The 23,906-nt window shown below is 45.6% G+C and carries 20 protein-coding genes and 2 pseudogenes; 6 read left to right on the top strand and 16 right to left on the bottom strand.

Annotation, left to right across the window (positions count from 1 at the left end):
* Positions 1–56 precede the first annotated feature (56 nt).
* The gene (locus tag PYW33_RS07625; RefSeq protein WP_004280276.1) at positions 57–227 is read left to right on the top strand and encodes a hypothetical protein; all 171 of its coding nucleotides are present in this window, start codon (positions 57–59) and stop codon (positions 225–227) included.
* A gap of 82 nt (positions 228–309) precedes the next feature.
* Here the strand turns inward: PYW33_RS07625 and PYW33_RS07620 are convergent, their stop codons facing one another.
* From PYW33_RS07620 to PYW33_RS07595, 6 genes are all read right to left on the bottom strand, one after another.
* Positions 310–1,371, bottom strand: coding sequence for an enoyl-CoA hydratase/isomerase family protein (locus PYW33_RS07620; protein ID WP_004646937.1), 1,062 nt, complete (start codon positions 1,369–1,371; stop codon positions 310–312).
* A 20-nt stretch (positions 1,372–1,391) separates the two neighbouring features.
* The gene (locus PYW33_RS07615) at positions 1,392–2,165 is read right to left on the bottom strand and encodes an enoyl-CoA hydratase (protein WP_004646938.1); all 774 of its coding nucleotides are present in this window, start codon (positions 2,163–2,165) and stop codon (positions 1,392–1,394) included.
* Positions 2,166–2,184: 19 nt separating this feature from the next.
* Positions 2,185–3,312 carry an acyl-CoA dehydrogenase family protein gene (locus tag PYW33_RS07610; protein ID WP_004646940.1) on the bottom strand — a complete coding sequence of 376 codons (1,128 nt, stop codon included), beginning with the start codon at positions 3,310–3,312 and terminating at the stop codon, positions 2,185–2,187.
* Positions 3,313–3,371: 59 nt separating this feature from the next.
* Positions 3,372–5,021 (bottom strand): AMP-binding protein, encoded by a 1,650-nt coding sequence (locus tag PYW33_RS07605; protein WP_004646941.1) that lies wholly within the window; start codon positions 5,019–5,021, stop codon positions 3,372–3,374.
* Between the two features lie 86 nt (positions 5,022–5,107).
* Complete coding sequence (mmsB, locus tag PYW33_RS07600) at positions 5,108–5,998, bottom strand: 3-hydroxyisobutyrate dehydrogenase (RefSeq protein ID WP_004646942.1); 891 nt, start codon at positions 5,996–5,998, stop codon at positions 5,108–5,110.
* 11 nt (positions 5,999–6,009) lie between these two features.
* Positions 6,010–7,539: a CoA-acylating methylmalonate-semialdehyde dehydrogenase gene (locus PYW33_RS07595; RefSeq protein ID WP_004646943.1), complete on the bottom strand. Its 1,530-nt coding sequence runs from the start codon at positions 7,537–7,539 to the stop codon at positions 6,010–6,012.
* A gap of 177 nt (positions 7,540–7,716) precedes the next feature.
* Here PYW33_RS07595 and PYW33_RS07590 point away from each other — a divergent pair, with 177 nt between their 5' ends.
* Positions 7,717–8,601 (top strand): LysR family transcriptional regulator, encoded by an 885-nt coding sequence (locus tag PYW33_RS07590; protein WP_004646944.1) that lies wholly within the window; start codon positions 7,717–7,719, stop codon positions 8,599–8,601.
* A gap of 169 nt (positions 8,602–8,770) precedes the next feature.
* Positions 8,771–9,466: a type 1 glutamine amidotransferase domain-containing protein gene (locus PYW33_RS07585; RefSeq protein WP_004646945.1), complete on the top strand. Its 696-nt coding sequence runs from the start codon at positions 8,771–8,773 to the stop codon at positions 9,464–9,466.
* 110 nt (positions 9,467–9,576) lie between these two features.
* Here the strand turns inward: PYW33_RS07585 and PYW33_RS07580 are convergent.
* Positions 9,577–10,428 (bottom strand): annotated as a pseudogene (locus PYW33_RS07580) (AMP-binding protein); the annotation flags it as partial.
* Between the two features lie 2 nt (positions 10,429–10,430).
* On the opposite strand from PYW33_RS07580, the pseudogene PYW33_RS07575 reads away from it, so the two are divergent.
* A pseudogene (locus PYW33_RS07575) lies at positions 10,431–10,592 on the top strand (MarR family transcriptional regulator); the annotation flags it as partial.
* Between the two features lie 74 nt (positions 10,593–10,666).
* On the opposite strand, the gene PYW33_RS07570 reads toward PYW33_RS07575, so the two are convergent.
* A complete protein-coding gene (locus PYW33_RS07570; protein ID WP_004646947.1) occupies positions 10,667–11,938 on the bottom strand; it encodes an MFS transporter in 1,272 nt (423 codons plus the stop codon).
* A gap of 358 nt (positions 11,939–12,296) precedes the next feature.
* Here PYW33_RS07570 and PYW33_RS07565 point away from each other — a divergent pair, with 358 nt between their 5' ends.
* Positions 12,297–13,520, top strand: a complete 1,224-nt coding sequence (locus PYW33_RS07565) for a CaiB/BaiF CoA transferase family protein (protein ID WP_004646948.1) — start codon at positions 12,297–12,299, stop codon at positions 13,518–13,520.
* A 70-nt stretch (positions 13,521–13,590) separates the two neighbouring features.
* Here the strand turns inward: PYW33_RS07565 and PYW33_RS07560 are convergent, their stop codons facing one another.
* The 8 genes from PYW33_RS07560 to PYW33_RS07525 form a co-directional block, all read right to left on the bottom strand.
* Positions 13,591–15,273: an AMP-binding protein gene (locus PYW33_RS07560; RefSeq protein WP_004646949.1), complete on the bottom strand. Its 1,683-nt coding sequence runs from the start codon at positions 15,271–15,273 to the stop codon at positions 13,591–13,593.
* A gap of 76 nt (positions 15,274–15,349) precedes the next feature.
* On the bottom strand, positions 15,350–16,846 hold the full coding sequence (locus PYW33_RS07555) for a flavin-containing monooxygenase (protein ID WP_004646950.1): 1,497 nt from the start codon (positions 16,844–16,846) through the stop codon (positions 15,350–15,352).
* A gap of 12 nt (positions 16,847–16,858) precedes the next feature.
* Entirely contained in the window at positions 16,859–17,698 is an 840-nt protein-coding gene (locus PYW33_RS07550) for an alpha/beta fold hydrolase (protein WP_004646952.1), read from the bottom strand.
* A gap of 129 nt (positions 17,699–17,827) precedes the next feature.
* The gene (locus tag PYW33_RS07545) at positions 17,828–19,630 is read right to left on the bottom strand and encodes an acyl-CoA dehydrogenase C-terminal domain-containing protein (protein WP_004646953.1); all 1,803 of its coding nucleotides are present in this window, start codon (positions 19,628–19,630) and stop codon (positions 17,828–17,830) included.
* Positions 19,631–19,840: 210 nt separating this feature from the next.
* Positions 19,841–20,821, bottom strand: a complete 981-nt coding sequence (locus PYW33_RS07540; protein ID WP_004646954.1) for an NAD(P)H-dependent flavin oxidoreductase — start codon at positions 20,819–20,821, stop codon at positions 19,841–19,843.
* An 11-nt stretch (positions 20,822–20,832) separates the two neighbouring features.
* Positions 20,833–21,621: an enoyl-CoA hydratase-related protein gene (locus tag PYW33_RS07535; protein ID WP_004646956.1), complete on the bottom strand. Its 789-nt coding sequence runs from the start codon at positions 21,619–21,621 to the stop codon at positions 20,833–20,835.
* A 37-nt stretch (positions 21,622–21,658) separates the two neighbouring features.
* Positions 21,659–22,582, bottom strand: coding sequence for a 2-hydroxyacid dehydrogenase (locus PYW33_RS07530; RefSeq protein WP_004646957.1), 924 nt, complete (start codon positions 22,580–22,582; stop codon positions 21,659–21,661).
* Positions 22,579–23,334, bottom strand: coding sequence for a class II aldolase/adducin family protein (locus PYW33_RS07525; RefSeq protein ID WP_004646958.1), 756 nt, complete (start codon positions 23,332–23,334; stop codon positions 22,579–22,581). Before PYW33_RS07525 ends, PYW33_RS07530 begins: the two co-directional genes overlap by 4 nt.
* 110 nt (positions 23,335–23,444) lie before the next feature.
* Here PYW33_RS07525 and PYW33_RS07520 point away from each other — a divergent pair, with 110 nt between their 5' ends.
* The gene (locus tag PYW33_RS07520; protein ID WP_004646960.1) at positions 23,445–23,882 is read left to right on the top strand and encodes a PaaI family thioesterase; all 438 of its coding nucleotides are present in this window, start codon (positions 23,445–23,447) and stop codon (positions 23,880–23,882) included.
* Positions 23,883–23,906 lie beyond the last annotated feature (24 nt).

The following is a 23,906-nucleotide window of genomic DNA, read 5'->3' as shown; positions in this document are numbered from 1 at the left end:
CGTAAAAATAAGCTCTTGTTATAGTAATTTCAGCCAAACCTGATGAGGATATTAAGATGCCTAGAGGTGACAAATCAGCCTATACCGATAAACAGAAACGGCAGGCTGAACATATTGAAGAAAGCGAAAAAGAACGTGGTCATTCTGAGGAAGAAGCCGAACGTATTGCCTGGTCGACGGTCAATAAACAAGACGGCGGTGGCAAGAAAAAGAAAACGTCCCACTAAGCAGAATTCATACTGATGACGCTATAGGACACCTATAAAGACCCTTTATAATTTACTTATAGAGGGTCTTTTACCATCAAGTTTAAGTGATATTTTCGATACGCTGCTGAGTCCAAACTGGCCAGATCTTTTGCAAGGTCTTTTCAAATTTTGCATTCTCAGTTCGCCATTTTGGATTTTTGTCCTTATCAATAATCAGCGCACGAACGCCTTCAATAAAGTCGCCCTGCTCTAACCAGACATCTTGCAAGTCGCGTTCTAACTGCATGCATTTTTCTAGCGACAAATTCTGTCCAGCTTGCTGTAACTTCAAGCTGGTTTGCTTGGCCATGACCGGACGTTGCTGCAAAATTGCCAGCATTTTATTGGCCCAGTCCTGATCAGTTGAATTACTTGTATGAGCAAGGCTCTGTTCAATCTCCTCGAGGTTTGGATAGCCGAAATGCTGATTAATCAGATCTGCACGTTTTTGCAGCTCGCTTTCTACCGGATGCGTAATATAGGAACTAATGATCTTTTGAATCTCAAGCGAGTTTAATACCGGCGCTGCAATCAATGCCGCTTCCAGTTCAGCAAAACGCTCACTCGGCACATGATAATCCACCAGATCCAGATATAGCGCATCACTGTTGCTGATCTGTTCCCCGGTCAAAGCCATATAGACACCGACTTCATCTAGTCGGGACAAAAAATGTGTTGCACCGACATCGGGGAAAAAACCAATCGCAGTTTCTGGCATGGCAAAACGTGATTTTTCACTCGTAACTTTGATATGACAGGCTTGAGCCAATCCAAAGCCTCCGCCCAGTACATAGCCATCCATCATCACGATCACGGCCTTTGGAAAATTACGCAAGGTGCTCAGCATCTTATATTCAGTGGCAAAAAAATCCTGATATTGGGTATTGCCGGCCTGATAGCTGTCATACAGATAGCGGATATCTCCTCCGGCACAGAACGCCTTGGGACTGTTGGAATTGATCAGAACCGCTTGTACCTGTGGTTCATGCAGCCACTGATCGAGTTGCGCCTGAATGCCTTGGATCATTGGCAGGGTTAAGGCATTTAAATGGCTGGTGCGGTCCAGGCTGATAATGCCCAGACTTCCTGCGACCCGTATCGCTAAATTATTTTCATCACTCATTTTATTTTCCTATTTTTGTTTTATTGATGGGTAAATTTGGCTGGGCGTTTTTCTACAAAGGCCTGCATGCCTTCTTTTTGATCGGAACCGGCAAAAATCGAATGGAAAACCCGGCGTTCAAAGCGCAGGCCTTCAGCCAGGCTCACTTCAAAGGCCCGATTAATTGATTCTTTAATCATCATCACGGCAGTAAGCGACTTTTCAGCAATTTTCTCGGCAGCTTGCAGGGTTTGTTCCAGCAATTCTTCCTTGGCAAAAACCCGAGCGACCAAACCACTTTGTTCCGCTTCCTGCGCCCCCATCTGCCGTGCAGTCAGGCACATTTCCATGGCTTTGGCCTTACCAATCGCCAAGGTTAAACGCTGGGTCCCGCCAATGCCGGGCAACACGCCTAAGGTAACTTCGGGCAAACCAAATTTTGCATTATCAGCGCAGTAAATAAAGTCGCACATTAAAGCCAGTTCGCAACCACCACCCAAAGCATAACCACTCACTGCGGCAATTAAAGGTTTACGACGCTGCGCAATTCGATCGGCCAGACTGAAAAAATCATCCAGATAAATTTGCGGAAAATTCAGATCTGCCATTTCTTTAATATCGGCACCAGCGGCAAAGGCTTTTTCCGAACCGGTAATCACAATACAGCCAATTGCCGGATCTTTTTCCAGCTGATCCAGTGCCTGATTGACTTCAACAATCAGCTGGTTATTCAGTGCATTTAACGCTTGTGGGCGGTTTAAAGTAATTAGGCCGACCCCGTTACGCTGTTCGAGTAAAATCGTTTGCCATTGCATGAGATAAATCCTTTTAAAATTAGAGGCTGCGTGCAATCACCAAGCGCTGAATATCGCTGGTGCCTTCATAAATCTGACAAATCCGCGCATCCCGATAAATCCGCTCAATCGGGAAATCTTTGAGATAACCGTAGCCGCCAAAAATCTGCAGCGCTTTGGAGCAGACACGTTCTGCCATTTCTGAAGCAAATAGCTTGGCCATGGAGGCTTCGGTTAAACAGGCTTCACCGGCTTCTTTTTTGCGTGCTGCAAAATGTACCAGTTGCCGTGCCGCTTCAATTTCAGTCGCCATACTGGCCAACCTGAAAGAAATCGCCTGCTGTTCAAAAATAGGTTTGCCAAAAGCCACGCGGTCGTGCGCATAAACAGTGGCTTCTTCCAATGCGGCACGTGCCAAGCCAACCGCCTGTGCGGCAATACCGATCCGCCCGCCTTCCAGATTGGCCAAGGCGATTTTTAAACCTTCGCCTTCGGCACCGAGTCTTAAACTTTCATGAATGCGGACATCGGTTAAGGCAATCTGACAGGTATCCGAAGCATGCAGGCCGAGTTTTTCTTCCACCCGAATCACTTCATAGCCAGGTGTGTCGCGCGGCACTAAAAATGCACTCATGCCTTTTTTGCCCGCGCCTGGATCAGTCACGGCAAACACAATAATCATCCCGGCATTGTGGCCAGAAGTAATAAACTGTTTGGCGCCATTGATGATGTAATGATCGCCGTCCTTGACCGCCCGGGTTTTAATCGCGGCAGCATCCGATCCGGTATGTGGTTCGGTTAAGGCAAAGGCACCAATCATTTCACCTTGGGCCAAAGGCTTTAGAAATTGCTGCTTTTGCTGTTCCGTGCCGAACTTGAAAATCGGCACACAACCCACCGAGTTATGTACGCTCATAATCGCGGATGTTGCACCATCAGCCGCAGCGACTTCTTCTAAGGCCAAGACATAAGCCAGCGTGCCTGTGCCCGAACCGCCCCATTCCTCGGGAATCAGCATCCCCAGAAAACCCAGCTCTCCCATTTGAGCCAAGGCATCTTTGGGAAAGATGCCTTTTTGATCCCACTCGCCGGCAAAGGGTTTAATCTGTTCCTGGGCGAAGCTTTTGGCCATATCCTGAATCAGGTGTTGTTCTTCCGTTAATTGCATCGATGCTTCCTTCAATCTCTTTATTTAATCTTCTTATTCAATCTGTTGGCTTTATGAGCTTATGCAGTTTTGGATTGCTGCTTGTTGATTTCCTGATTGCGCAGTAAAAAGCGTTGAATTTTACCGCTTGGGGTTTTCGGCAATTCAGTCACAAATTCAATCAGGCGTGGATAGGCATGGGCAGATAACCGCTTTTTCACAAATTGACCCAGCTCTTCTTCCAGATGGGCCGAAGCTGCAAAATTATTCGCCAGAATCACAAAGGCTTTAATCACTTCGGTACGCTCAGGATCAGGCACGCCAATGACTGCTGCTTCAATCACGGCATCATGTTCCAGCAAGGCACTTTCCACATCAAACGGGCCGACCCGATAACCTGACGTTGTAATGACATCATCACTACGCCCAACAAAGCTCATACTGCCATCTGCATGAATTTCTGCGGTATCCCCAGTTAAGTAATACTGTCCGACAAATGGAGATTTACGGCTTTCTTCATAGCCAGAGAACCACATCATTGGGGACTGGCTGATATCCACTGCCAGGATGCCCGGGACGTCAGCTGCTAATTCATGCTCCTTTTCATCGACAACGGCAATCCGGTAACCCGGGCTGGCAAAGCCTGCCGAACCTGAACGGACCGGATGTTCCAAGGCATGATGATTACACACCACCATCCCGACTTCGGTCTGGCCATAATGGTCATAAATCGGCACATCCAGTACCTCTTTAAACCAGCGGATCACTTCCGGATTTAACGGTTCTCCCGCACTGCTGACAACACGTAACTTACCGCGTAGTTTTGCCATTTGAGCAGGATCGGCCGCCATCATCATGCGGTAAGCAGTCGGTGCACCGGCCAGATTGGTAATGCCATATTCCTTAACAATTTCGCAGACACTTTCTGCATTAAAACCGCCTTCATAAAACAAGGTCGAGTGTCCAAGCATTAAAGGACCAGTAATCGCGTAATACAAACCGTAGGCCCAGCCGGGATCAGCAATATTCCAGAAAGCATCTTCAGGAGTTAGACCAATGGCATTTTGCATATAGCTTGCAAAAGCAATCAGCGCTTTTAAAGGGACTTTAAGAGGTTTCGCTGGTCCAGTAGTACCGGAGGTAAACATCAATAAAAATGGATCATCGACATTCAGGATTTCCAGCTCACAAGCTTCAGCCTGACGGTTTAATACCGTCCAGAAGCTGAGGTCGTGCGGATAGCGCTCTGCCTCAGTTTCGGCATGTACCGTCACAATCGGTGGACAGTTGCTGATCTCGGATAATTTGTCCCGATTCGCCAGATCAGTCACCACCAGCTTGCTTTGCGCCAGCTGAATACGATGCTCGATGGCTTTGGGACCAAAGGCCGTAAATAAGGGTTGATAGACAGCACCAATCCGCCAGGTTGCCAAAATAGTAATGATCAACTCGGGAGTACGTGGTAATAATCCGGAAACGCGGTCGCCTTTACCAATGCCTTGAGACTTTAAAAAGTTGGCAAACTGGCTGGAATATTTTTTGAGTTCGGCAAAACTATATTGTTCTTTTCTGCCATCTTTACCATGCCAGTATAAGGCAATGGCATCGGAATCGGCATGACGGTCACAGCATTCATAACAGGCATTTACTGCCTGCATTGAACCGGAGAGATACTGACTTGCAACCGCATCTAAATCAAAGTTTTGAACTGTTGTTTGATAATTTAACATGTTAAACCTCAGCCTGAATTTATCGTTATTACTGACAAGGTGTAATTATTGAAGCGAATCCTTGCTCCATCTGAATCTTTTAAGTTTTAAGCAGGTGGCGTAGTGTATTGATGCATGATGCTGGAAAAGTCCAGATGGGCATCGCCTTCCTGACACAGTTGTTGATAGAGTTTTTGTACCATGCTGCCCAGAACCACCGGCTGATCCACCTGTTGCGCAGCATCCACGGCCAAGCCCAAATCTTTGAGCATCAGTTGTGCGGCAAAACCGTCGGTATAACCCCGCGATGACGGCGCATTGACACAAATATCGGGCCACGGATTATAAATTTCCGAACTCCAGCAGCGTCCGGTGGAACTGTTAATCACGCCAGCCAAGGCCTGTGGATCAATGCCCAGTTTGGCACCGAGTGCCATCCCTTCTGCCACCGCAGTCATGGAAATCCCCAGAATCAGGTTATTACAGATTTTTGCAACCTGTCCTGTTCCCACCGCACCACAATGCACCAGATTTTTACCCATACAGCCAAGAACCGGTTTGACGGCCTCAAAGGTGGCATCATTTGCACCGACCATGAAGGTTAAAGTGCCATCTTTTGCACCTAAAGTACCACCGGATACTGGTGCATCACAGACGCGAATCTGCTTGGCTTGCGCTGCTGCAGCAACCTCCTGAATGGTTTGTGGATCAATGGTGCTGCTGTCGATACATAAGCTGCCTGCTTGAAGCACCTCCAGAATACCGTGTTCACCTAAATAGACTTCACGCACATGCTTGGCGGCGGGCAACATGCTGACCACGATCTCCGCCTGCTTCGCGGCAGCTTGTGGACTGTCGCAGACGATACCGCCCGCTTGTGCAAAATGCTGTAAAGCCACTGCACTTAAGTCATAACCAAAAACTTGATGACCCGACTTGAGCAGGTTTTGCGCCATGGAACCGCCCATGTTGCCTAAACCAATAAATGCAATCTTCATTCTGATGCTCCTTAACGCAGACTGATTGTGGTATTGACACCAGTGGTTTCCTGGTCATCTTCAAACCAGCGGCTGGTAATGGTTTTGGTCTGGGTATAGAACTGCACCGCCTGTTTGCCATAAGGACCTAGATCACCCAGTTTTGAACCGCGTGAACCGGTAAAACTGAAGAAAGGCACAGGGACAGGAATTGGAATGTTGATGCCCACCTGACCGATATCAATCTGGTTCTGGAAGGTACGTGCCGTATTGCCATTCTGGGTGAACAGTCCCACGCCATTACCAAAGGGATTGGCATTAATCAGCTCAATGGCCTGCTCTAAAGTATCGACATGCATGATCGCCAGTACCGGGCCAAACACTTCTTCTTTATAAATGCGCATATCGGTCGTAACCTGATTAAAAATCGTTGGCCCGACAAAATTGCCTTTTTCATAGCCCGGAACCTGTACATCACGGCCATCGAGTAGCAGTTCGGCGCCTTGTTCAACGCCACTGTTAATTAAATCAATGACACGCGCTTTGGCACGGGTTGAAATCACCGGTCCAACATCGGTATTCGGTTCATGCCCGGCATTCACCTTTAAGGTTTTGGTTTTATTGACCAGTTCATCGACCCAGTGCTTGGTCTCACCGACCATCACCGCCACGGAAAGTGCCATACAACGCTGTCCTGCTGCACCAAAAGCTGCACCGACCAACGCATTTAGGGTTTGTTCTTTATTGGCATCCGGCATCACCACCACATGGTTTTTGGCGCCCATCATCGACTGCACACGTTTGCCATGCTGGCCTGCGAGGTTATAGACATGCGTACCGACCGCGGTTGAACCGACAAAAGAGATGGCTTTAATGTCACGATGAGTACACAGTAGATCGACCACTTCTTTGCCGCCATGGACCACATTCAGTACGCCTGCCGGCACACCTGCCTGAATCGCCAGTTCAACCAGCATCATGGTTGATAGTGGATCCTGTTCCGAAGGCTTTAAGACAAAGGTGTTGCCGCAGACAATCGCCATCGGGAACATCCATAGTGGAATCATCGCCGGAAAGTTAAACGGGGTAATTCCTGCACAGACACCCAATGGTTGCTGCAAGGTATAGGTATCGACACCGCGTGCCACACCCTCAATATACTCACCCATTTGTAATGAACCCACTGAACAGGCATGCTCCACCACTTCTAGGCCGCGCTGGATATCACCTTCGGCATCGGCTAGGGTTTTGCCCTGTTCCGCCGTTAAGACTTGGGCAATACTTTTTAAATTGGTACGAATCAGATCCTGCAGTTTCAGCATGATTCGCATACGGGCCTGAATCGGGATCTGGCGCCAGCTGGCAAAGGCATTTTGCGCAGCCGCAATCGCAGCATTGACTTCTTCAGCAGTAGCAAATGGCACCTTACCCAGAACTTCCTGAGTGGCAGGATTGATAATATCTTGCCAATGGCTGGTTTTTGATTCGACAAATTCACCATTAATGAGAAGTTTTGCGGTGGTGAATCCGGTACTTTGCTGTGGATGAGAAATGGCGTTCATGGTCGCTCCGTGCTGGTTTGTTATTGTCGTTGTATCTGCCTTTACTGGCTTTTATTTAACGTATAATTTTTACGCTGTTTCAGCAGACTAACAAAGAACACTTTGACCACCAATAGAAATTGGTGCACGATGATTGTGCAAATATGCACAGTAATTTAACAGGATGTTAAATAGAAAATGAAAGTAGATTGGGATCATTTACGTTTTTTTCTGGTTTTAGCACGTGCTAAAACGCTCACCAATGCAGCACGCTTGATTGGGGTTGAACATAGCACCGTAGCGCGGCGGATTCAGGCTTTGGAAAGTACTTTAGGTACGCAATTGTTTAAGCGCGAAGCCACCGGTTATGAACTGACCTCGGAAGGTCTGGCACTGGTGCCACGTGTCGAACAGATGGAACAGTCCTTTATCCAGATTGACAAGCGCCACGACCCTTTGCAAGGTCGGGTTCGGATTGGCGCGCCAGAAGGCTTTGGCACGGCATTTTTAGCCCGTCTTTTGGCAGAGTTTTCCCAACATTATCCTTTGTTGACCATTGACCTGATTCCGGTGCCGAAGGCGATCAAACTTTCACATCGAGAAGCCGATATTGTGATCGCGATTGACCGGCCCAAATCTGGTCCGTATATCATTACTCGTTTGTCTAATTACTGCCTAAAACTGTATGGCAGCCAGCATTATTTACAGCAAAATCCGGAAATTAAAAAACTGGAAGACCTCCAGCAGCACCGTTTTGTCGATTATATTGATGATCTGGTCTATAGCACTGCACTATATTCGCTAGAGCGTCTTCCCTTGCAGGTCAGTGCCTGTTTTCGCAGTAACAGCATTCTGGCGCAGGAAATTGCCGTGCGTGCAGGTGCTGGACTGGCTATTTTACCGAAATTCCTGGTCAATGATAAAAGCGAACTCAAAGAGGTTTTGGGCGATCAGGTCAGTTTTACCCATACTTTCTGGATGCTGACGCTAGTCGATCTTCAACATGAACCAAAAATAAAACTGGTCTGGGATTTCCTGCGCAAGCAGGCTGATCTTCAGCAAGATCTGTTAATGGGCAGATGAATATTAAATACAACTGTGCTGTATATAGAGTCCCTCTTTAAGTTAAATCAACTGAATTAACAACGTATCGATACAGCAAATGAACGTATCACAACACTGCTGACCTCTGTGGCTTGTTAAATTAACAGTCGATTATTCACGATGTTTAAACCAGAGACAGGAAAATAATATGAAAATCTTGATGGTACTGACTTCACATGACCAGCTGGGTGATACTGGCAAAAAAACCGGCTTCTGGCTGGAAGAACTGGCTGCACCCTATTACACCTTTGTTGATGCAGGCGCAGAGGTAGTTTTGGCATCTCCTGCAGGTGGTCAGCCACCGCTAGATCCGAAAAGTAATGAGCCGGATGCGCAAACCGAAACCACCAAACGCTTTGAAGCAGATGAAGTGGCCATGCAGGCTCTTGCCAATACACATAAGTTGAGTGAAGTCTTAAATCAGGATTTTGATGCCGTGTTCTATCCGGGTGGTCACGGTCCATTATGGGATCTAGCCAAAGACCAGAATTCTATTTCTTTAATTGAGCAGACTTTACAGGCAGATAAACCTGTTGCGCTGGTCTGTCATGCACCGGGTGTACTTCGTGAAGTCAAAGATGCCGAAGGTCATTCGATTGTAGAAGGCAAGACAGTCACCGGTTTTACTAATACCGAAGAAGACGGCGTAGGCCTAACCGATGTTGTCCCATTTCTAGTGGAAGACATGCTGAAAGAAAAAGGTGGGAAATATTCCAAAACTGAGGACTGGCAGGTATACGTGCAACAAGATGGTCTGCTCATTACTGGACAAAACCCCGCCTCTTCTGCTGCAACGGCTGAAGCTTTATTAAAATTATTAAAATTATTAAAATTATTAAAGTAGAAGTTAATCTAAAATTCGTATTAACCTTTTAGATCGCTTCTTTTTGAATAAGAAAAACCCTGAATGATGCAAGATTATTCAGGGTTTAATTTATCTATTTATTCCCAGATTTAGTTCGCTTCAACTGCCGTTGAGGCAATATGCTGAGCCAGTAATTCTCTGAGTTTAAACTTCTGGATTTTTCCCGATGGGGTCATCGGAATATCCTCCCAGATTTCCAGGCGTTCCGGAAGATACTGCATAGCCAGATTATGAGTTTTCAGGAAATCTACCAGCTCATTAAAACTTAACGGCTTTGTCTGATCTTTCAGCTTGATGATTGCACAAGAACGCTCGCCCATTCGCTCATCTGCATAAGCCACTAAAGCTACTGTGGCGATATTCGGATGCTTATAAAGTAGTGATTCAATTTCCGCGACCGGAATATTTTCTCCACCACGAATAATCACATCCTTCTTACGTCCGCAAATCCGAATATAGCCATGCTCGTCCTGATAGGCAATATCGCCAGTATCAAACCAGCCTTCGGCATCCGTATCATTCAAATGTGGACGTTTTAAATAACCGCCAAAATTTGAACAGGTGCGGATCATCAAACGCCCGGATTCATTCACGGCTTTGGTCTGACCTTTTTTATTCACGATCTTGATTTCAACACCAGGTAAAGCGATGCCATCCGTATTGAAAGAGTGTTCATCCTCATCTTCAGGTCGGGTCAGCGTCACTGCACCACATTCGGTCATACCCCAAGCGGATATGACTTTAACGCCCAGAATTTCCCGGGCTTTTTGTACCAATGGCCCCGGAATGGGTGCACCAGCACACAGGAAAATTTTTAGTGAATCAACCTTGTCATGCTGTTCCGCCACGGTATTGGACAGGTCATTCAGCAATGGGGTCGAGGCCATGGTGAAATTCACCTGATGCTGATGAATTAGATCCACTGCTTTGGCTACATCCCAGCTTGGAAACATGGGACAACTTGCAAGCTGATTTCTTTGATTTTTATGGTCAGGCCTTAAATAAGCTGGCTTTTGATGATGTGGTTACCCTAATTCATCTGCTCAATAAAGTAAATGATGGTTTAAAAAGTATTCATCTGCATAAAGAAACGGATCAGGAATAAACAAATAGAAATATAGCTTTAATTGAAGAATATAAAAAAGAGCCTGAATTCAGGCTCTTTTTTATAAATTGAAATTATGCCTTTTGTGGATCGTATTGACGATCTTTGATAAAGATCCCGGACACTGCACCACACAAGAAATAGGCACCGCCCATAATCAGGAAGCCCAAGCCAATTGAACCACCACTGGCTGCTGCGCCAATAATCGCAGGCGCAAACATGGCCCCAATACGCCCTGCATTATAGGCACCACCGACTGCTGTACCGCGGATTGACGTCGCAAAGCTTTCAGTCATATATGTGGCATTAATCGCATACGGAATACCATAGAGAAAGCCGAAGAAAATCAGCAGATAGGCAATATTATCGGGGGTGTTGAACAGCACAATCACGGGCAGGAAAATCGCCGTTCCAATTGCTCCAAACGAAAAGACAGCGCGTCTACCCAGACGGTCTGCAGCAAAGCCCGCCAGAATTTTTCCGAAAATCATCGCCACATAAGTACCAATCATATAGCCGGCCATGGATTTAAAATTCATGTGCAATTCAGATTCCAGATATGCCGGCATCCAGTTGTTTACGCCATAGTAGCCAAATTGCAGAAAACCGGCCGTAAAGATCCACAAAATAAACATTCTGCGATTCGCAGGATCCGCGAAAATCTCTTTGACTGTGCTTTTTTTGGCAGGCTGCTGTGCTGTGATTTCAGCTGGGGCATATAGACGCTGCAAACGTGCACGCTGCCAGGATTCTGGCTCAGGAACCAGTTTCTGGATAAAAATCGCCATAACCGAGGGAATAATGGCAATAAAAAACAGGGTTCGCCAGCCATATTCCGGAATGATCCATCCTGCCAGTACCGTGGCCACAATATAACCGACGGTCCATCCTGCCTGTAAGGTACCTAAAACCGTGGTGCGATATTCAGTTGGAACATATTCAGCCATGAGCGTATTGGCTGCAATATATAAAGAGCCTATGCCAAAGGCAGAAAGGAAGCGTAAAACAGCAAATTGTTCAAAGTTCTGTGCAAAGCCTAAGGCTGCGGTCAATATGGAAAATACCAGAATCGAAATGACTACGGTACGTACACGGCCCAGACGGTCACAGGCCCAGCCCCCTATAAAGCCACCAATCGCCATACCTGCCAAGGTAAAACTGCCTAGTGTACCAGCCTGCAGATTACTGAGACCAAACTCTGCTTTCAGGCTATTTAAACTGAAAGACAACAGCAACATGTCCGCGCCATCTACCAGTAAAGCCAGAAAGGCGAAAATAAAAGCAATTTGCTGGGTTCGTTTGGTCGTAGGTTTAATCTTTTCTAATTCTCTAGCTAAATCCGTCATATTTAAATCTCTGTTTCCCTATCCTTAGGTTTTCATGATCTTTTTATATTTAAAGCTATTCCGCTAGTGAATATGCTTTAAGGCTAATCCGTTTTTAATTCACCTGATTGACTCCTTTTTTAATCCTGTCTGGGAGATCCCTTTTTCCTTTTTATCAATTACCTCTTGTTCCTCGTTCATGCTTATATTTGCATCAGGCTAAAGAAAATAAGATGAATATTCAATTATTTTAGATGTTTTATTTTGTTATACGAAATTTATTATCATAAAGTTGATTGTTCTTTCATTTTCATATAGCTTTAAAAAGAGGGATAAGAACGATATGTCATTTGAATAAGATCGAACAGGGAGCGTAATAATGGGTGCCTTAACAGGATTTCGTGTACTGGATTTAAGCCGGATTTTGGCTGGGCCCTGGTGTAGCCAGATTCTGGCTGATCTGGGTGCAGAAGTGATCAAGATTGAAAAACCGGATCATGGGGATGATACCCGTATCTGGGGACCACCCTGGCTTAAAAACAATCAGCAGCAAGATACCCATGAATCAGCTTATTACCTGTCAGCCAACCGTGGCAAGCACTCGGTTGCAATCGATTTATCTACACCTGAAGGCCAAAGTATTATCAAAAAACTTGCTGAACAAAGCGATGTAGTCATTGAAAACTATAAAGCCGGTTCGTTGAAACGATATGGGCTGGATTATGAAAGTCTGAGTCAGCTAAATCCGCGACTGGTATATTGTTCCATTACCGGTTTTGGCCAGAACGGTCCGCGTGCGCAAGAGCCGGGTTATGATTTTATCGTTCAGGGAATGGGTGGCATGATGAGTGTCACTGGCGAACGTGACGATCTGCCCGGTGGTGGCCCGCAAAAAGCAGGTCTGGCCTTTGCAGATTTGACCACCGGCTTGTATGCCGCAATTGCCATTCAGGCGGCTTTGTTGTCCCGTGAGAAAACCGGTGAAGGTCAGTATATTGATATGGCACTGTTAGATACTCAGGTTGCTTCCCTCTCTGTTCTGGCCATGAATTATCTCACCTCAGGCAAAGTACCCGGTCGCTTCGGAAATGCACATGCCAATATTGTGCCCTATCAGGTGTTTAAAGCCCAGGAAGGTGAATTTATTATTGCCTGTGGCAACGATCTGCAATTTCAAGCTTTGTGTCAGGCCGTTGGTTTGACTAAGGTGGCAGAAGATCCTCGCTTCCTGAAAAATTCTGGACGTATTACACATCGTGAAGAACTGACCACAGTTCTACAGGCTCATTTCTATACTCGACCGGCAAAAACCTGGGTGGATCTGATTCATGCGGTTAAAGTACCAGTAGGAATGATCAATGACCTGAAACAGACTTTGCAAGAAGAACAGGTATTGGCACGCGATATGGTGATTCAGATGCCGCATACCTTACGTGAAGATTACACCTCAATCGGTTCACCGATTAAACTCTCCAAGACACCGGTAGAATATAAAAAGGCCCCACCTTGTCTGGGTGAAGATACCGATGCCATTTTGAGTCAATATTTAAGTTCTGCTGAAATGGAAGAACTGAAAAGCAAAAAAGTCATCCAGCAGCGATAAGCCTGCAAGCAGTAAAAAAGGAATCTTTAGATTCCTTTTTTATTTTAAAGATAATGGATTAGATCATTCCTTAGCAGGCTTTTGCACTCGGCTGAACAGTACGAGGCAGTTCACGACGCAGAATTTTGCCAACTGCGGACTTGGGCAATCCAGACACAAACTCAATATATTTGGGCAGTTTATAACTGGTCAGTTGCTGCTTCAGATAAATCATGACTTCATCTTGGCTCAGAGTTTCATCCTGTTTCACAATAAATGCCTTTGGTACCTGTCCAGATTTTTCATCATCAATACCAATCACCGCACATTCCAATATTTTAGGATGTTTGGACAGTACGCCTTCCAGCTCATTCGGATAGACGTTAAAACCGGACACCAAAATCATGTCTTTTTTGCGGTCCAGAATGGTGATATAGCCCTGCTCATCCATACAACCGATATCACCTGTCAGAAAAAATCCATCTTTGGTAAATACATGTGCTGTTGCTTCCGGTTGCTGCCAGTATCCTTTCATCACCTGTGGACCACGTATGGCGATTTCTCCAGCTTGATTAAACTCTACAGGTTTGCCTTCGTCATTCAGAATCAGAATTTCAGTCCCTGCCAATGGCAAGCCAATCGTGCCACTAAATCGCCGGCTTAAAGGCGGGTTAAAAGTTGCAGTCGGTGAGGTTTCAGAAAGCCCATAACCTTCATAAATCTGGCAGCCTGTGACCTCATGCCATAACTCTGCTGTACTTTTTAAAATCGATGCTCCCCCGCCGGTTGTAGTTTTCAGGCTTGAATGATCCAGTTCACGAAAACGTGAATGATGCGCCAAGGCATTAAACATGGTATTCACACCCGGAAAAACGGTCGGTGGATATTTCTGGTATTGATCCGCCAAAGCATCCAGATCTCTCGGATTTGGAATCAAGACATTGGCAAAACCACGGCTTAAACCATAACTGAACAGGCAGATGGTAAATCCATAAATGTGATACAGTGGCAAGGCACAGAATACATATTCATTTTCAGCGGCATAGCGGTCACCAAAATGGCTGATAAACACGGTACTGTTCTGGGCGATATTAAATAGAATATTGCGATGGCTCAGTTCTGCGCCTTTAGAAACACCTGTGGTACCTCCCGTGTATTGCAGAATGACCGTATCTTCCTGATGTTGTACAGGCGGTTCAAAATCAATAATCTTTACCTGATTTATTGCCTGTCTAAAGTCAGAAAACTGTTTATCCGGATATTGTGCTGCCTGACTATAAACAGCACTTGGCTGCTCTTGAATAAAATCCAGCGGATGCGTCGAAATGACATATTTGAGTTGAGGACATTCATCTAGTGCTGTTAATTGCTCCAAAGTCTGTCCCAGGATAATCAAGGCTTTAGCACCTGAATCCTGTAGCTGATGATAGAGCTCGCGCTGGGTGTACATGGGATTGACATTGACCAGCACATAACCGGCACGAATAATGGCGAAGGTCGCAATTGGATACTGAATAATATTTGGCAACATCACTGCAATACGGCTGCCAGCAGTCAGTCCAAGACTCTGTAAATAGCTTGCCAGTTTCTGACTATACATATCGACATCTTGATAGCTGAATTTGCGATCCAGATAGATAAATGCGGTTTTATCCTGAAATTTCACCAAATTCTCAGCAATTGTCGTGCTCAGGGTTTTCTCAGGATCTGGCCGGGTAAACTCCGGATTGATATTCCACTTTTTATATTCTTCCATCCATGGCTGACTGCTCATGACTATACTCCTGTCCTGGATTTACATTTATTTTGTATTATTTAAACTATAAAATTTTGATTCTAATCAAATATTTTTAAACCACTTTCTGCTGTCTCGATTCAACATACTCGTAGTGATAACCGCTACGAATAAAATGCTGATTTTTATCCCTAAATGAATGAGCATAATCCGGCCAGACCAAAGTCAGCTTGCGACTGACCGGGTCCAGATACCAGCTTTTACAGCTTTCCGATAACCAGACACTACCTTGGGAAAGTTGCTGTAGCTCCTGCATATAGCTATTTTCAGCTTCTTGATCTGCTTCAAAGACCTGAATTTTTTGTTGTTCAAAGAATTGCAAGGCATCTAGAATCAGATCAAACTGGGTTTCCAGAAAATAAAGCGCTGAATTATGCCCACTGCCTGTATTTGGCCCATTCAGGATAAACAGGTTTGGAAAGTTGTGTACGGTCGTTGACTGATAACCCTGCATACCTCTGGACCATTGCTGTTCCAGACTTAAACCCTGTTTACCGACTACCTTTGCGGCATAGGGTGGACGCGCCGCTTCAAATCCTGTCGCAAATACGATGATATCTGCAGAAAATTTATTTCCCGCCTGGCTTAATACACCGTCTTTCGTAACTTCTGCCAATGCTGAGTCTTCAAGTGTGATATTTGGTTTTAGAAAAGTCGGATAATAATCATTAGAAAGCAATAAGCGCTTACAACCAGGTTCATAATTCGGCGTAAGTTTGAGCTGTAATTCAGTATCTGAAATCTGATGTTTTAAGAATTGCAGGCAGTTTTTCTTGACCCGCTCAATCTGGCTTTTCAGATTACGGCGCTGGACAAAATTGTATTCATTGCCCCAGAACAACGAGTGTCTAAGTGCTGACATACTGTCCGGATCTTTGCGGAAAAGCTGTTTTTCTGATTCAGAATAAGGTCGGTCTGGTCGGGGCAAAATATATGGCGCACTACGTTGTAAGACGGTCAGGCTTTTGGCTGTTTTGGAAATTTCCGGCACAAGCTGGATGGCAGAAGCACCAGAACCCACCACAACGACATGTTGATTTTCCAGATTCAGCTCGTGGTTCCAGCGCGCGGAATGCATCACTTGGCCTTCAAATTCTTCCAGCCCCGGAATTTTCGGGAGATGCTCATCTGCCAGATGCCCGGTTGCGGTAATTAAAATCTCAGCCTGATACAGACCTATAGAGGTGTGAATTTCCCAGATGCGTTCTCGTGCATTCCAGCTGGCCTTTTCCAGTTGGGTATGAAAATTAATATGGGGCCGGATATTTTCCTGATCACAGCATTGAATTAAATAGCGCTGAATTTCTACCCCTTGTGGAAAGACACGCGACCAGTTGGGATTTTTAATAAACGAGAAAGAATATAAATGGGAAGGTACATCACAGGCGACTCCGGGATAGGTATTGTCACGCCAAGTACCGCCCACTTCTGCTGCACGTTCAATGATTTTAAAATCGTGGATGCCCTGCTGTTTAAGGCGGATTGCCATTCCCAAACCACCAAAACCGCTGCCTACAATTAGAATCTTGCTGCGCTGTCCTTTAGCTTGCATTATTTATCTCCTTTAAGGCATATAAGGCTGGATTTTTTGATTCACCGGATATTGTTCTGGATGCTGGCTAAACTGGTTTACCAGTTGCACCACTTCGGCTGGCGCTTCGACATAGAGCGCATGTCCTGAAGAAATTTCGATATAGCGACTGTTCGAAATTGAAGCAAACAGCAGTTTAGCTTGCGCTACAGGCACCATGCGGTCTTCACGACAGGCAACGACTAGAGTCTCTGCACAGATGTCAGATAAAGCTGATGTAATATCAATGCGATAATTCAGTTCACGCTGTTTGGCTGCATCTTGGGATGGTTTAACAAAGCGTGCCAGATCCAGCACCTGCTGTTCGCTTCGTGCAGACAGATAATCATCGCTATACAGGCAATAATTGACAAAATGAGGCAAGGCCGCAGATTGTTCAGTAAATAACTGTTGCCAGATAACGGTACGCAGTTGTTGCACCGAGCTAGTTTTGGCCCAACCGGCTAACAGGATCAAACGCGCTACGCGCTGTTTTAAACTGGCTGCTACTTGTGCAGCAATCACTGCACCGAGTGAATAGCCGACCACTGTAATGGTTTCATCTTCTGCAACCACATGCTGAATCAGTGCTTCAACTTGTTGGCTAAAATCGGTCACCTTTAGATCAGCTTTATCGGGGGTATGTAAATCAATGGATAAAACCCGTTGATGAATACCCAGCATCGGAAAAATATAACTGAAATGCTTGTCGGTATTTCCACCGGTGCCATGAATCAGAATAATGGTGGGAAATGCAGAACGCTGTCCGACTTCATGAAAAGTAAGCTGCAGATCAGCATAAGGACACTGTTGAGTAATCATGTCTAAATCCATATAGACTCCTGATCTTGTTATTTTATGGTTTATTCAATACCGAAGAATAACTCTCAATATTTGAATGAGGTTAGGATGCAAAAATTATTAAAAAAAGACCCACGACACGAGTATCGTGGGTCAAAAGGTTTAATCGAATTTGAACTCTTCAGGTTCAAGTAAAAACAGGCTTTCACCACCTGCCTGAATATTGGCAAAGTGGGTTGAAGTTCTTGGCAAAATACGTGCAAAGAAGAATTGTGCAGTTTTGATCTTGGCTGCATAGAACGGATCAGTATTACCTTCTTCAATTTTCTGCTGCGCAGTAATTGCCATTTTCAGCCACAGATAAGCGGACACGACATAACCAGAGAAATATAGGTAGTCAACTGATGCTGCCCCAATTTCATTGGCAGACTGCTGAGCCTGCTCCTGAATGGTTCTGGTTAATTCCAGCCATTGTTCAGTCAACTGGCTGACTTGTGCAACTTGCTGGCTAAACTGGGCATGTTGTTGATGTTCTTTTACAAAGCCTTGAATTTCCTCGGTTAATGCGGTCAACAGACCCAATTTTGAGCCCAGCACTTTACGCGCCAGCAAGTCAATGGACTGAATTTCAGTAGTTCCTTCATAGAGGCTGGCAATACGTGCATCACGGGCAATCTGTTCCATGCCATGTTCAGCAATATAACCGTGACCACCGAAAATCTGCATACCATGTTTAGCTGCTTCTATGCCGGTTTCAGTCATTAATGCTTTGGCAATTGGCGTTAATAATGCCAGACGGTCTTCAGCTGCTTTCTTTTCTTCCGGGCTGTCAGTGGCTTCAGCGATATCGGCATAGGTCGCCAGATAATATGCAAGTGCACGTGAACCTTCTGCAAACACCTTTTGAGTCAGCAGCATGTTACGTACAGCCGGATGCACGATAATCGGATCTGCAGGCTGGTCTGGCGCTTTCGCACCTTCAAGTGAACGCATCGCCAGACGGTCTTTGGCATAAGCCAATGCCCCCTGGTAAGAAGACTCTGCTGCTGCCAAGCCTTGAATGGCTGTACCGATACGTGCCGAGTTCATAAAGGTAAACATGCAGTTTAGGCCGCGATTTTCAGGCCCAATCAGGAAACCTTTGGCATTATCAAAATTCAGCACACAGGTCGCGTTACCGTGAATGCCCATCTTGTGTTCAAGAGCGCTACATACCACGCCATTACGGGAAGCCACATTACCAGCTTCATCCAGATTGTATTTCGGCACAATAAACAGCGAAATACCTTTGGTTCCCGCAGGTGCATCTGGCAAACGTGCCAATACGATATGCACGATATTTTCAGCCAGATCATGTTCACCGGCTGAGATAAAGATTTTCTCGCCACTGATGCTATAGCTGCCGTCTTCATTTGGCACTGCTTTGGTACGGATTAAACCTAGGTCAGAACCGGCATGAGATTCAGTCAAGCACATGGTTCCAGTCCAGCGGCCTGCAATTAAAGGTACCAGAAACTTCTGTTTCTGTTCATCGCTACCGTGGTGCTCTAAAGTACGCATGGCACCATGGGACAGGCCTGGGTACATGCCCCAAGACCAGTTCGTTGCGGTAATAATTTCAGAAATGGCAATACGGTATAAGGTCGGGAAGCCCTGACCGCCATATGCTTCGTCACCAGTTAATGAGGTAAAGCCGAGTTCTACATATTTGTCATAAGCTGCTTTAAACCCATCCGGGGTGGTTACGACGCCATCCTGCAAACGGCAACCCTGCTGGTCGCCTGTCGCATTAATCGGTAGAAGTTCGTTTTGGCAAAAGTCCGCAGCGACTTCCAGATATTGCTCCATAATATCCATAGAAACCTTGTCAGCGAATTTTGCATAGCCCTGATATTTCTGTTCAACGTTTAACAGGTCTTTCAGGACAAACTTCATGTCTTTTAATGGCGCAATATAATTTCTCATCGTAATTCCCTTGTATGAGTTCTAATTTGTATATTTATGACAATTAATTTCATAATACGAAATTATGTTTTAAATCCACTATAATATAATTTAAAGAATAAAATCTAGTCATTCGATGAAATTTCTCATTTAAAAATAAAAAATATACAGGATGAAAAAAGCCATTCATAGTGGAATGGCTTTTCTATTCAGCGACTTCACTAAAGTTGATTAACGTGGAAAAAATTGAGCTAAACGTTGCTGAACAATCTGCTCTGCCTCCTGCATGATATTTTCGATCAGCGCCTGACAAGTCGGAATGTCATGAATCAATCCCATCACTTGACCTGCAGTCAGTACACCAGCATCAATATCGCCATTTTCTAAAGCGAGCTTGCCTTTTAAACCGCTGACATAGGGACGAATCTGTTCAAATTGCAGGTTTGGATCTTCACTCATTTTCACCACAAGATCAGATACCGCATTTTTGGCAACACGGGTAGTATTCCTGAACTGTCGATACAGCAGATGTGTCGCCCTTTCATCATTATCGACATAGAACTGTTTGATGTTTGAATGGATCGGCGCTTCCTTAGTGGCACAAAAGCGTGTACCCATATTGATGCCTTCAGCACCTAAAGCCAAAGCTGCGACCAGACCACGGCCATCAGCAAAACCGCCACTGGCCACAATCGGCACAGTAAGCTGATCCGCAGCGGCAGGAATTAAAATCAGGCCAGGAATATCGTCTTCACCCGGATGGCCCGCACATTCAAAACCATCAATCGAAATGATATCCGCACCGATTCTTTGTGCTGAAAGCGCATGACGGACGGAAGTACATTTATGAATGACAATAATGCCGTGTTGCTTAAACGCCTCAATATGTTCATGTGGCTTGTTGCCTGCTGTTTCTACGATTTTGATACCGCTTTCAATGATCGCCTGTCGGTATTCTGCATATGGCGGCGGATTCACAGCGGGCAATAAAGTCAGATTGACCGCAAAAGGCTGATCGGTCATTTCTCGGCAGCGTGCAATTTCCTTGACCAAGGCTTCAGGCGTCGGTTGAGTCAATGCCGTTAATGTTCCCAAGCCACCTGCATTAGATACGGCACTGGCCATTTCTGCGGTACCGACCCACATCATGCCACCCTGGATAATTGGATAGCGAATGCCTAAAAGCTCGGTAATACGGGTCTGAATTTTCATAAATGCTCTCCTTAGCATCCGGTAAATTGTGCAGGGCGTTTTTCGACAAAAGCCTGGACACCTTCTTTATAGTCCTGACTGCTCAGAGCCAGATATTGCAGGTTTTGTTCCAGCTCCAGTTGCTGGTCCATGTTATTTTCAGCACTGCGTTGCAAGGCCTGTTTGGTTAAAGCCAGCGCATAAGTCGGCTGTTGAGCTAATTGCTGTGCAATGTCGTCGATATAAGCATCAAATTCTGTATCTGGAAGCATTTTCCAGATCATGCCCATTTCAGCAGCCTCTTTGGCATGTACAGGTTCCCCCAGAAAAGTGAATGCCATGGCACGTGCATAACCGATTAAACGTGGCAACATCCAGGTGCCACCGGCATCAGGAATCAAGCCAATTTTAGAAAAAGCCTGAATAAATCGGGCACTTTCCTTGGCAATGACCAGATCACAGGCCAGCGCGATATTGGCACCTGCACCAGCAGCCACACCATTCACTGCTGCGATTACCGGTTTGGGACTCTGGCGGATCAGATTAATCAAGGGATTATAGTATTTGGCCAGCGAGCCTTGCGGTGGCAAAGGCACATTGCCGAGCTGTCCAGCACGTTCTTTTAAATCCTGTCCCGCTGAAAACGCCCGGCCTTTGCCGCGAATCACAATCACTCGAATATCCGGATCTGTATTCCAGTTTTTCAGCACCTGCTGCACTTCCTCATGCATTTGCCGGTTAAAACTGTTGAGTGAATCCGGACGGTTAAAGCTTAAGGTTGCGACGCCTTGCTGAACCTGAGTTTGAATCGTTTCCCACATCATCAATTTCCTTATTTTTTTGCCTGTATCCCTACAATTAATAGCCTTTATTGACATCTACCTGATGGCACAAATCCAGCCCGAGATTTAAGCGTCGGTCATTTTCCAGAATCTGTTCCACTACCACAGACATGGGTGCATGTGAGGCGACATGTGGCGTAACTACGATCTTTTCATGCTGCCAGAATGGATGTTCAGCAGCTAATGGCTCCTGTTCAAATACGTCGATAATTGCACCACGTAACTGGCCGGAATCCAGTGCATTGAGTAGATCCTGCTCAATTAAATGCTGCCCCCTTCCGACATGAATTAATGCCGCCTGTTCAGGCAACTGCTGAAATAATTCAGCAGAAAGAATGCCGGTATTTTCTTCCGTGAGTGGTAGCAGATTAATCAGGATCTGGCTTTGAGCCAAAAACTCGTAAAGCTGTTCTGATCCTACATAGCTTTTCACCTGAGCAATCTCTTTTGGGGAATTGGACCACCCAGACACCTGATAGCCCATGTCGGCAAAACGTTTTGCCACATAACCACCCATATGGCCAAGGCCCATAATCCCAATCTGGATATGATGGCTATAACTTTGACGATACTGTTTCCATAGCTGCTGCTTTTGCTGCTGGATCATGCGGTCAAAATAACGCTGGAAATACAGCACGCCCCAGAGCAGATAATCAAACATGCCTTTTTGATGATGTGGATCCAGTACCCGGCAGACTGACTGGTCAGATCTAATCTCGTTTAAATTTAAATGTTCGACCCCTGCAGCAATCGAATGAATCAGACCAAGCTGTGGTAGCTGCTGCACTTTTTCCAGATCTGGAAACCAGGCAGCAACAGTGGTCGCCTGTTCAGCTTCCGGGCTGTCCACTGTACAGAAACTGCCAGCAGGTGCATATTTCTGAAAAGACTTCACCAGAATTGCTTCAATATTCGGCACAGTACTGGATATCACAATCATGATGCATACTCCGTATATTGATGCTCAATCAAAGACAAAGCGGCCTGCCAGGCACGCTGTAAAATCGGTTCAACTAAAGGACTTGCGAACTGCTTGGCAGTTTTAATTCGGACTTCTTCTGCTGGATAATACAGTTCGGCACCGCCACTTAAGGCCTTCACCTGCGCCTGACAGGCACGTTCCAGAAAATAGATTTCATGAAAAGCCCGTGCAATCGTTTCGCCAGCCGTTAAAAGTCCGTGATTGCGTAAAATCATGGCGCGATGGCCGCCCAGGTCCTGAATCAGGCGCTCCTGCTCATCTGTTGACAGTGCCACGCCTTCATATTCGTGATAGGCCACCTGCTGATAAAATTTCAGCGCATGCTGGGAAATGGGAAGAAGTCCGTGTTTCTGTGCAGAAACTGCTATGCCATCTGCGGTATGCGTATGAATGACACAGTTCAGATGAGCATGTGCTTCATGAATTGCGGAGTGGATGACGAAGCCAGCCATATTCACCGGCTTGTCCTGTTCATAGCTTTCTACCACTTGCCCTTCATGATTAATCTTGACCAGCGTTGAGGCACACATTTTTTCAAAAGCGATACCATACTGATTAATCAGAAAACAGTCAGGCTGATCAGGGACTCTTAAACTGATGTGAGTATCAATCAGGTCCGTCATCCGGTAATGCGCGATAATGCGATAAAGCGCTGCGAGTTCACAACGTGCCTGCCACTCGGCATCTGTGACGAGATTTTTTATTGTCATCGTTCCATCCTGGAAAAATATAGCATTTCGATCATTATCTGTTATATCATAATTCCAGAAAAACAGAATGTTATTTCATAAAGCGAAATAAATCGTTACAAGGAGTGGATATGCCCACATCACAATTAAACGGACTTGAATATCTTACCGCAATTAAAAATGGGGAAATACCCAGCTCAGCCATGAGTGAAATTATTCCCATGCGTCTGACCTTGGTGCGCGAAAACTATGTGGAATATGAGGTGCGTCCTGATCAGCGCCATTACAATTTACAGGGTGGAATTCATGGCGGCTTTTGTGCGACGGTTCTAGATAGTGCCACTGGCGCTGCCGTGCATACGACAGTAGATGCAGGTATTAGTTTCTCGACCATTGACCTGAATGTAAAAATGCTGAAAGCGATGAAAAGTGGCGAAACCTATACAGCTATTGGTGAAGTTATCCGGATAGGACGCAATGTACTGACCTCAGAAGGCAGAATTATCGATAAAGAAGGTAAAGTTTATGCCTTTGGGTCGGCAACATTATTAGTCACTGGTCGTAAGTAATCATTACACTGATGTAATCAATCC

It is taken from the genome of Acinetobacter lwoffii, from assembly GCF_029024105.1.
In the GTDB taxonomy this organism is placed as follows: domain Bacteria; phylum Pseudomonadota; class Gammaproteobacteria; order Pseudomonadales; family Moraxellaceae; genus Acinetobacter; species Acinetobacter lwoffii.
This window is presented reverse-complemented; position numbering and strand designations above follow the sequence as displayed.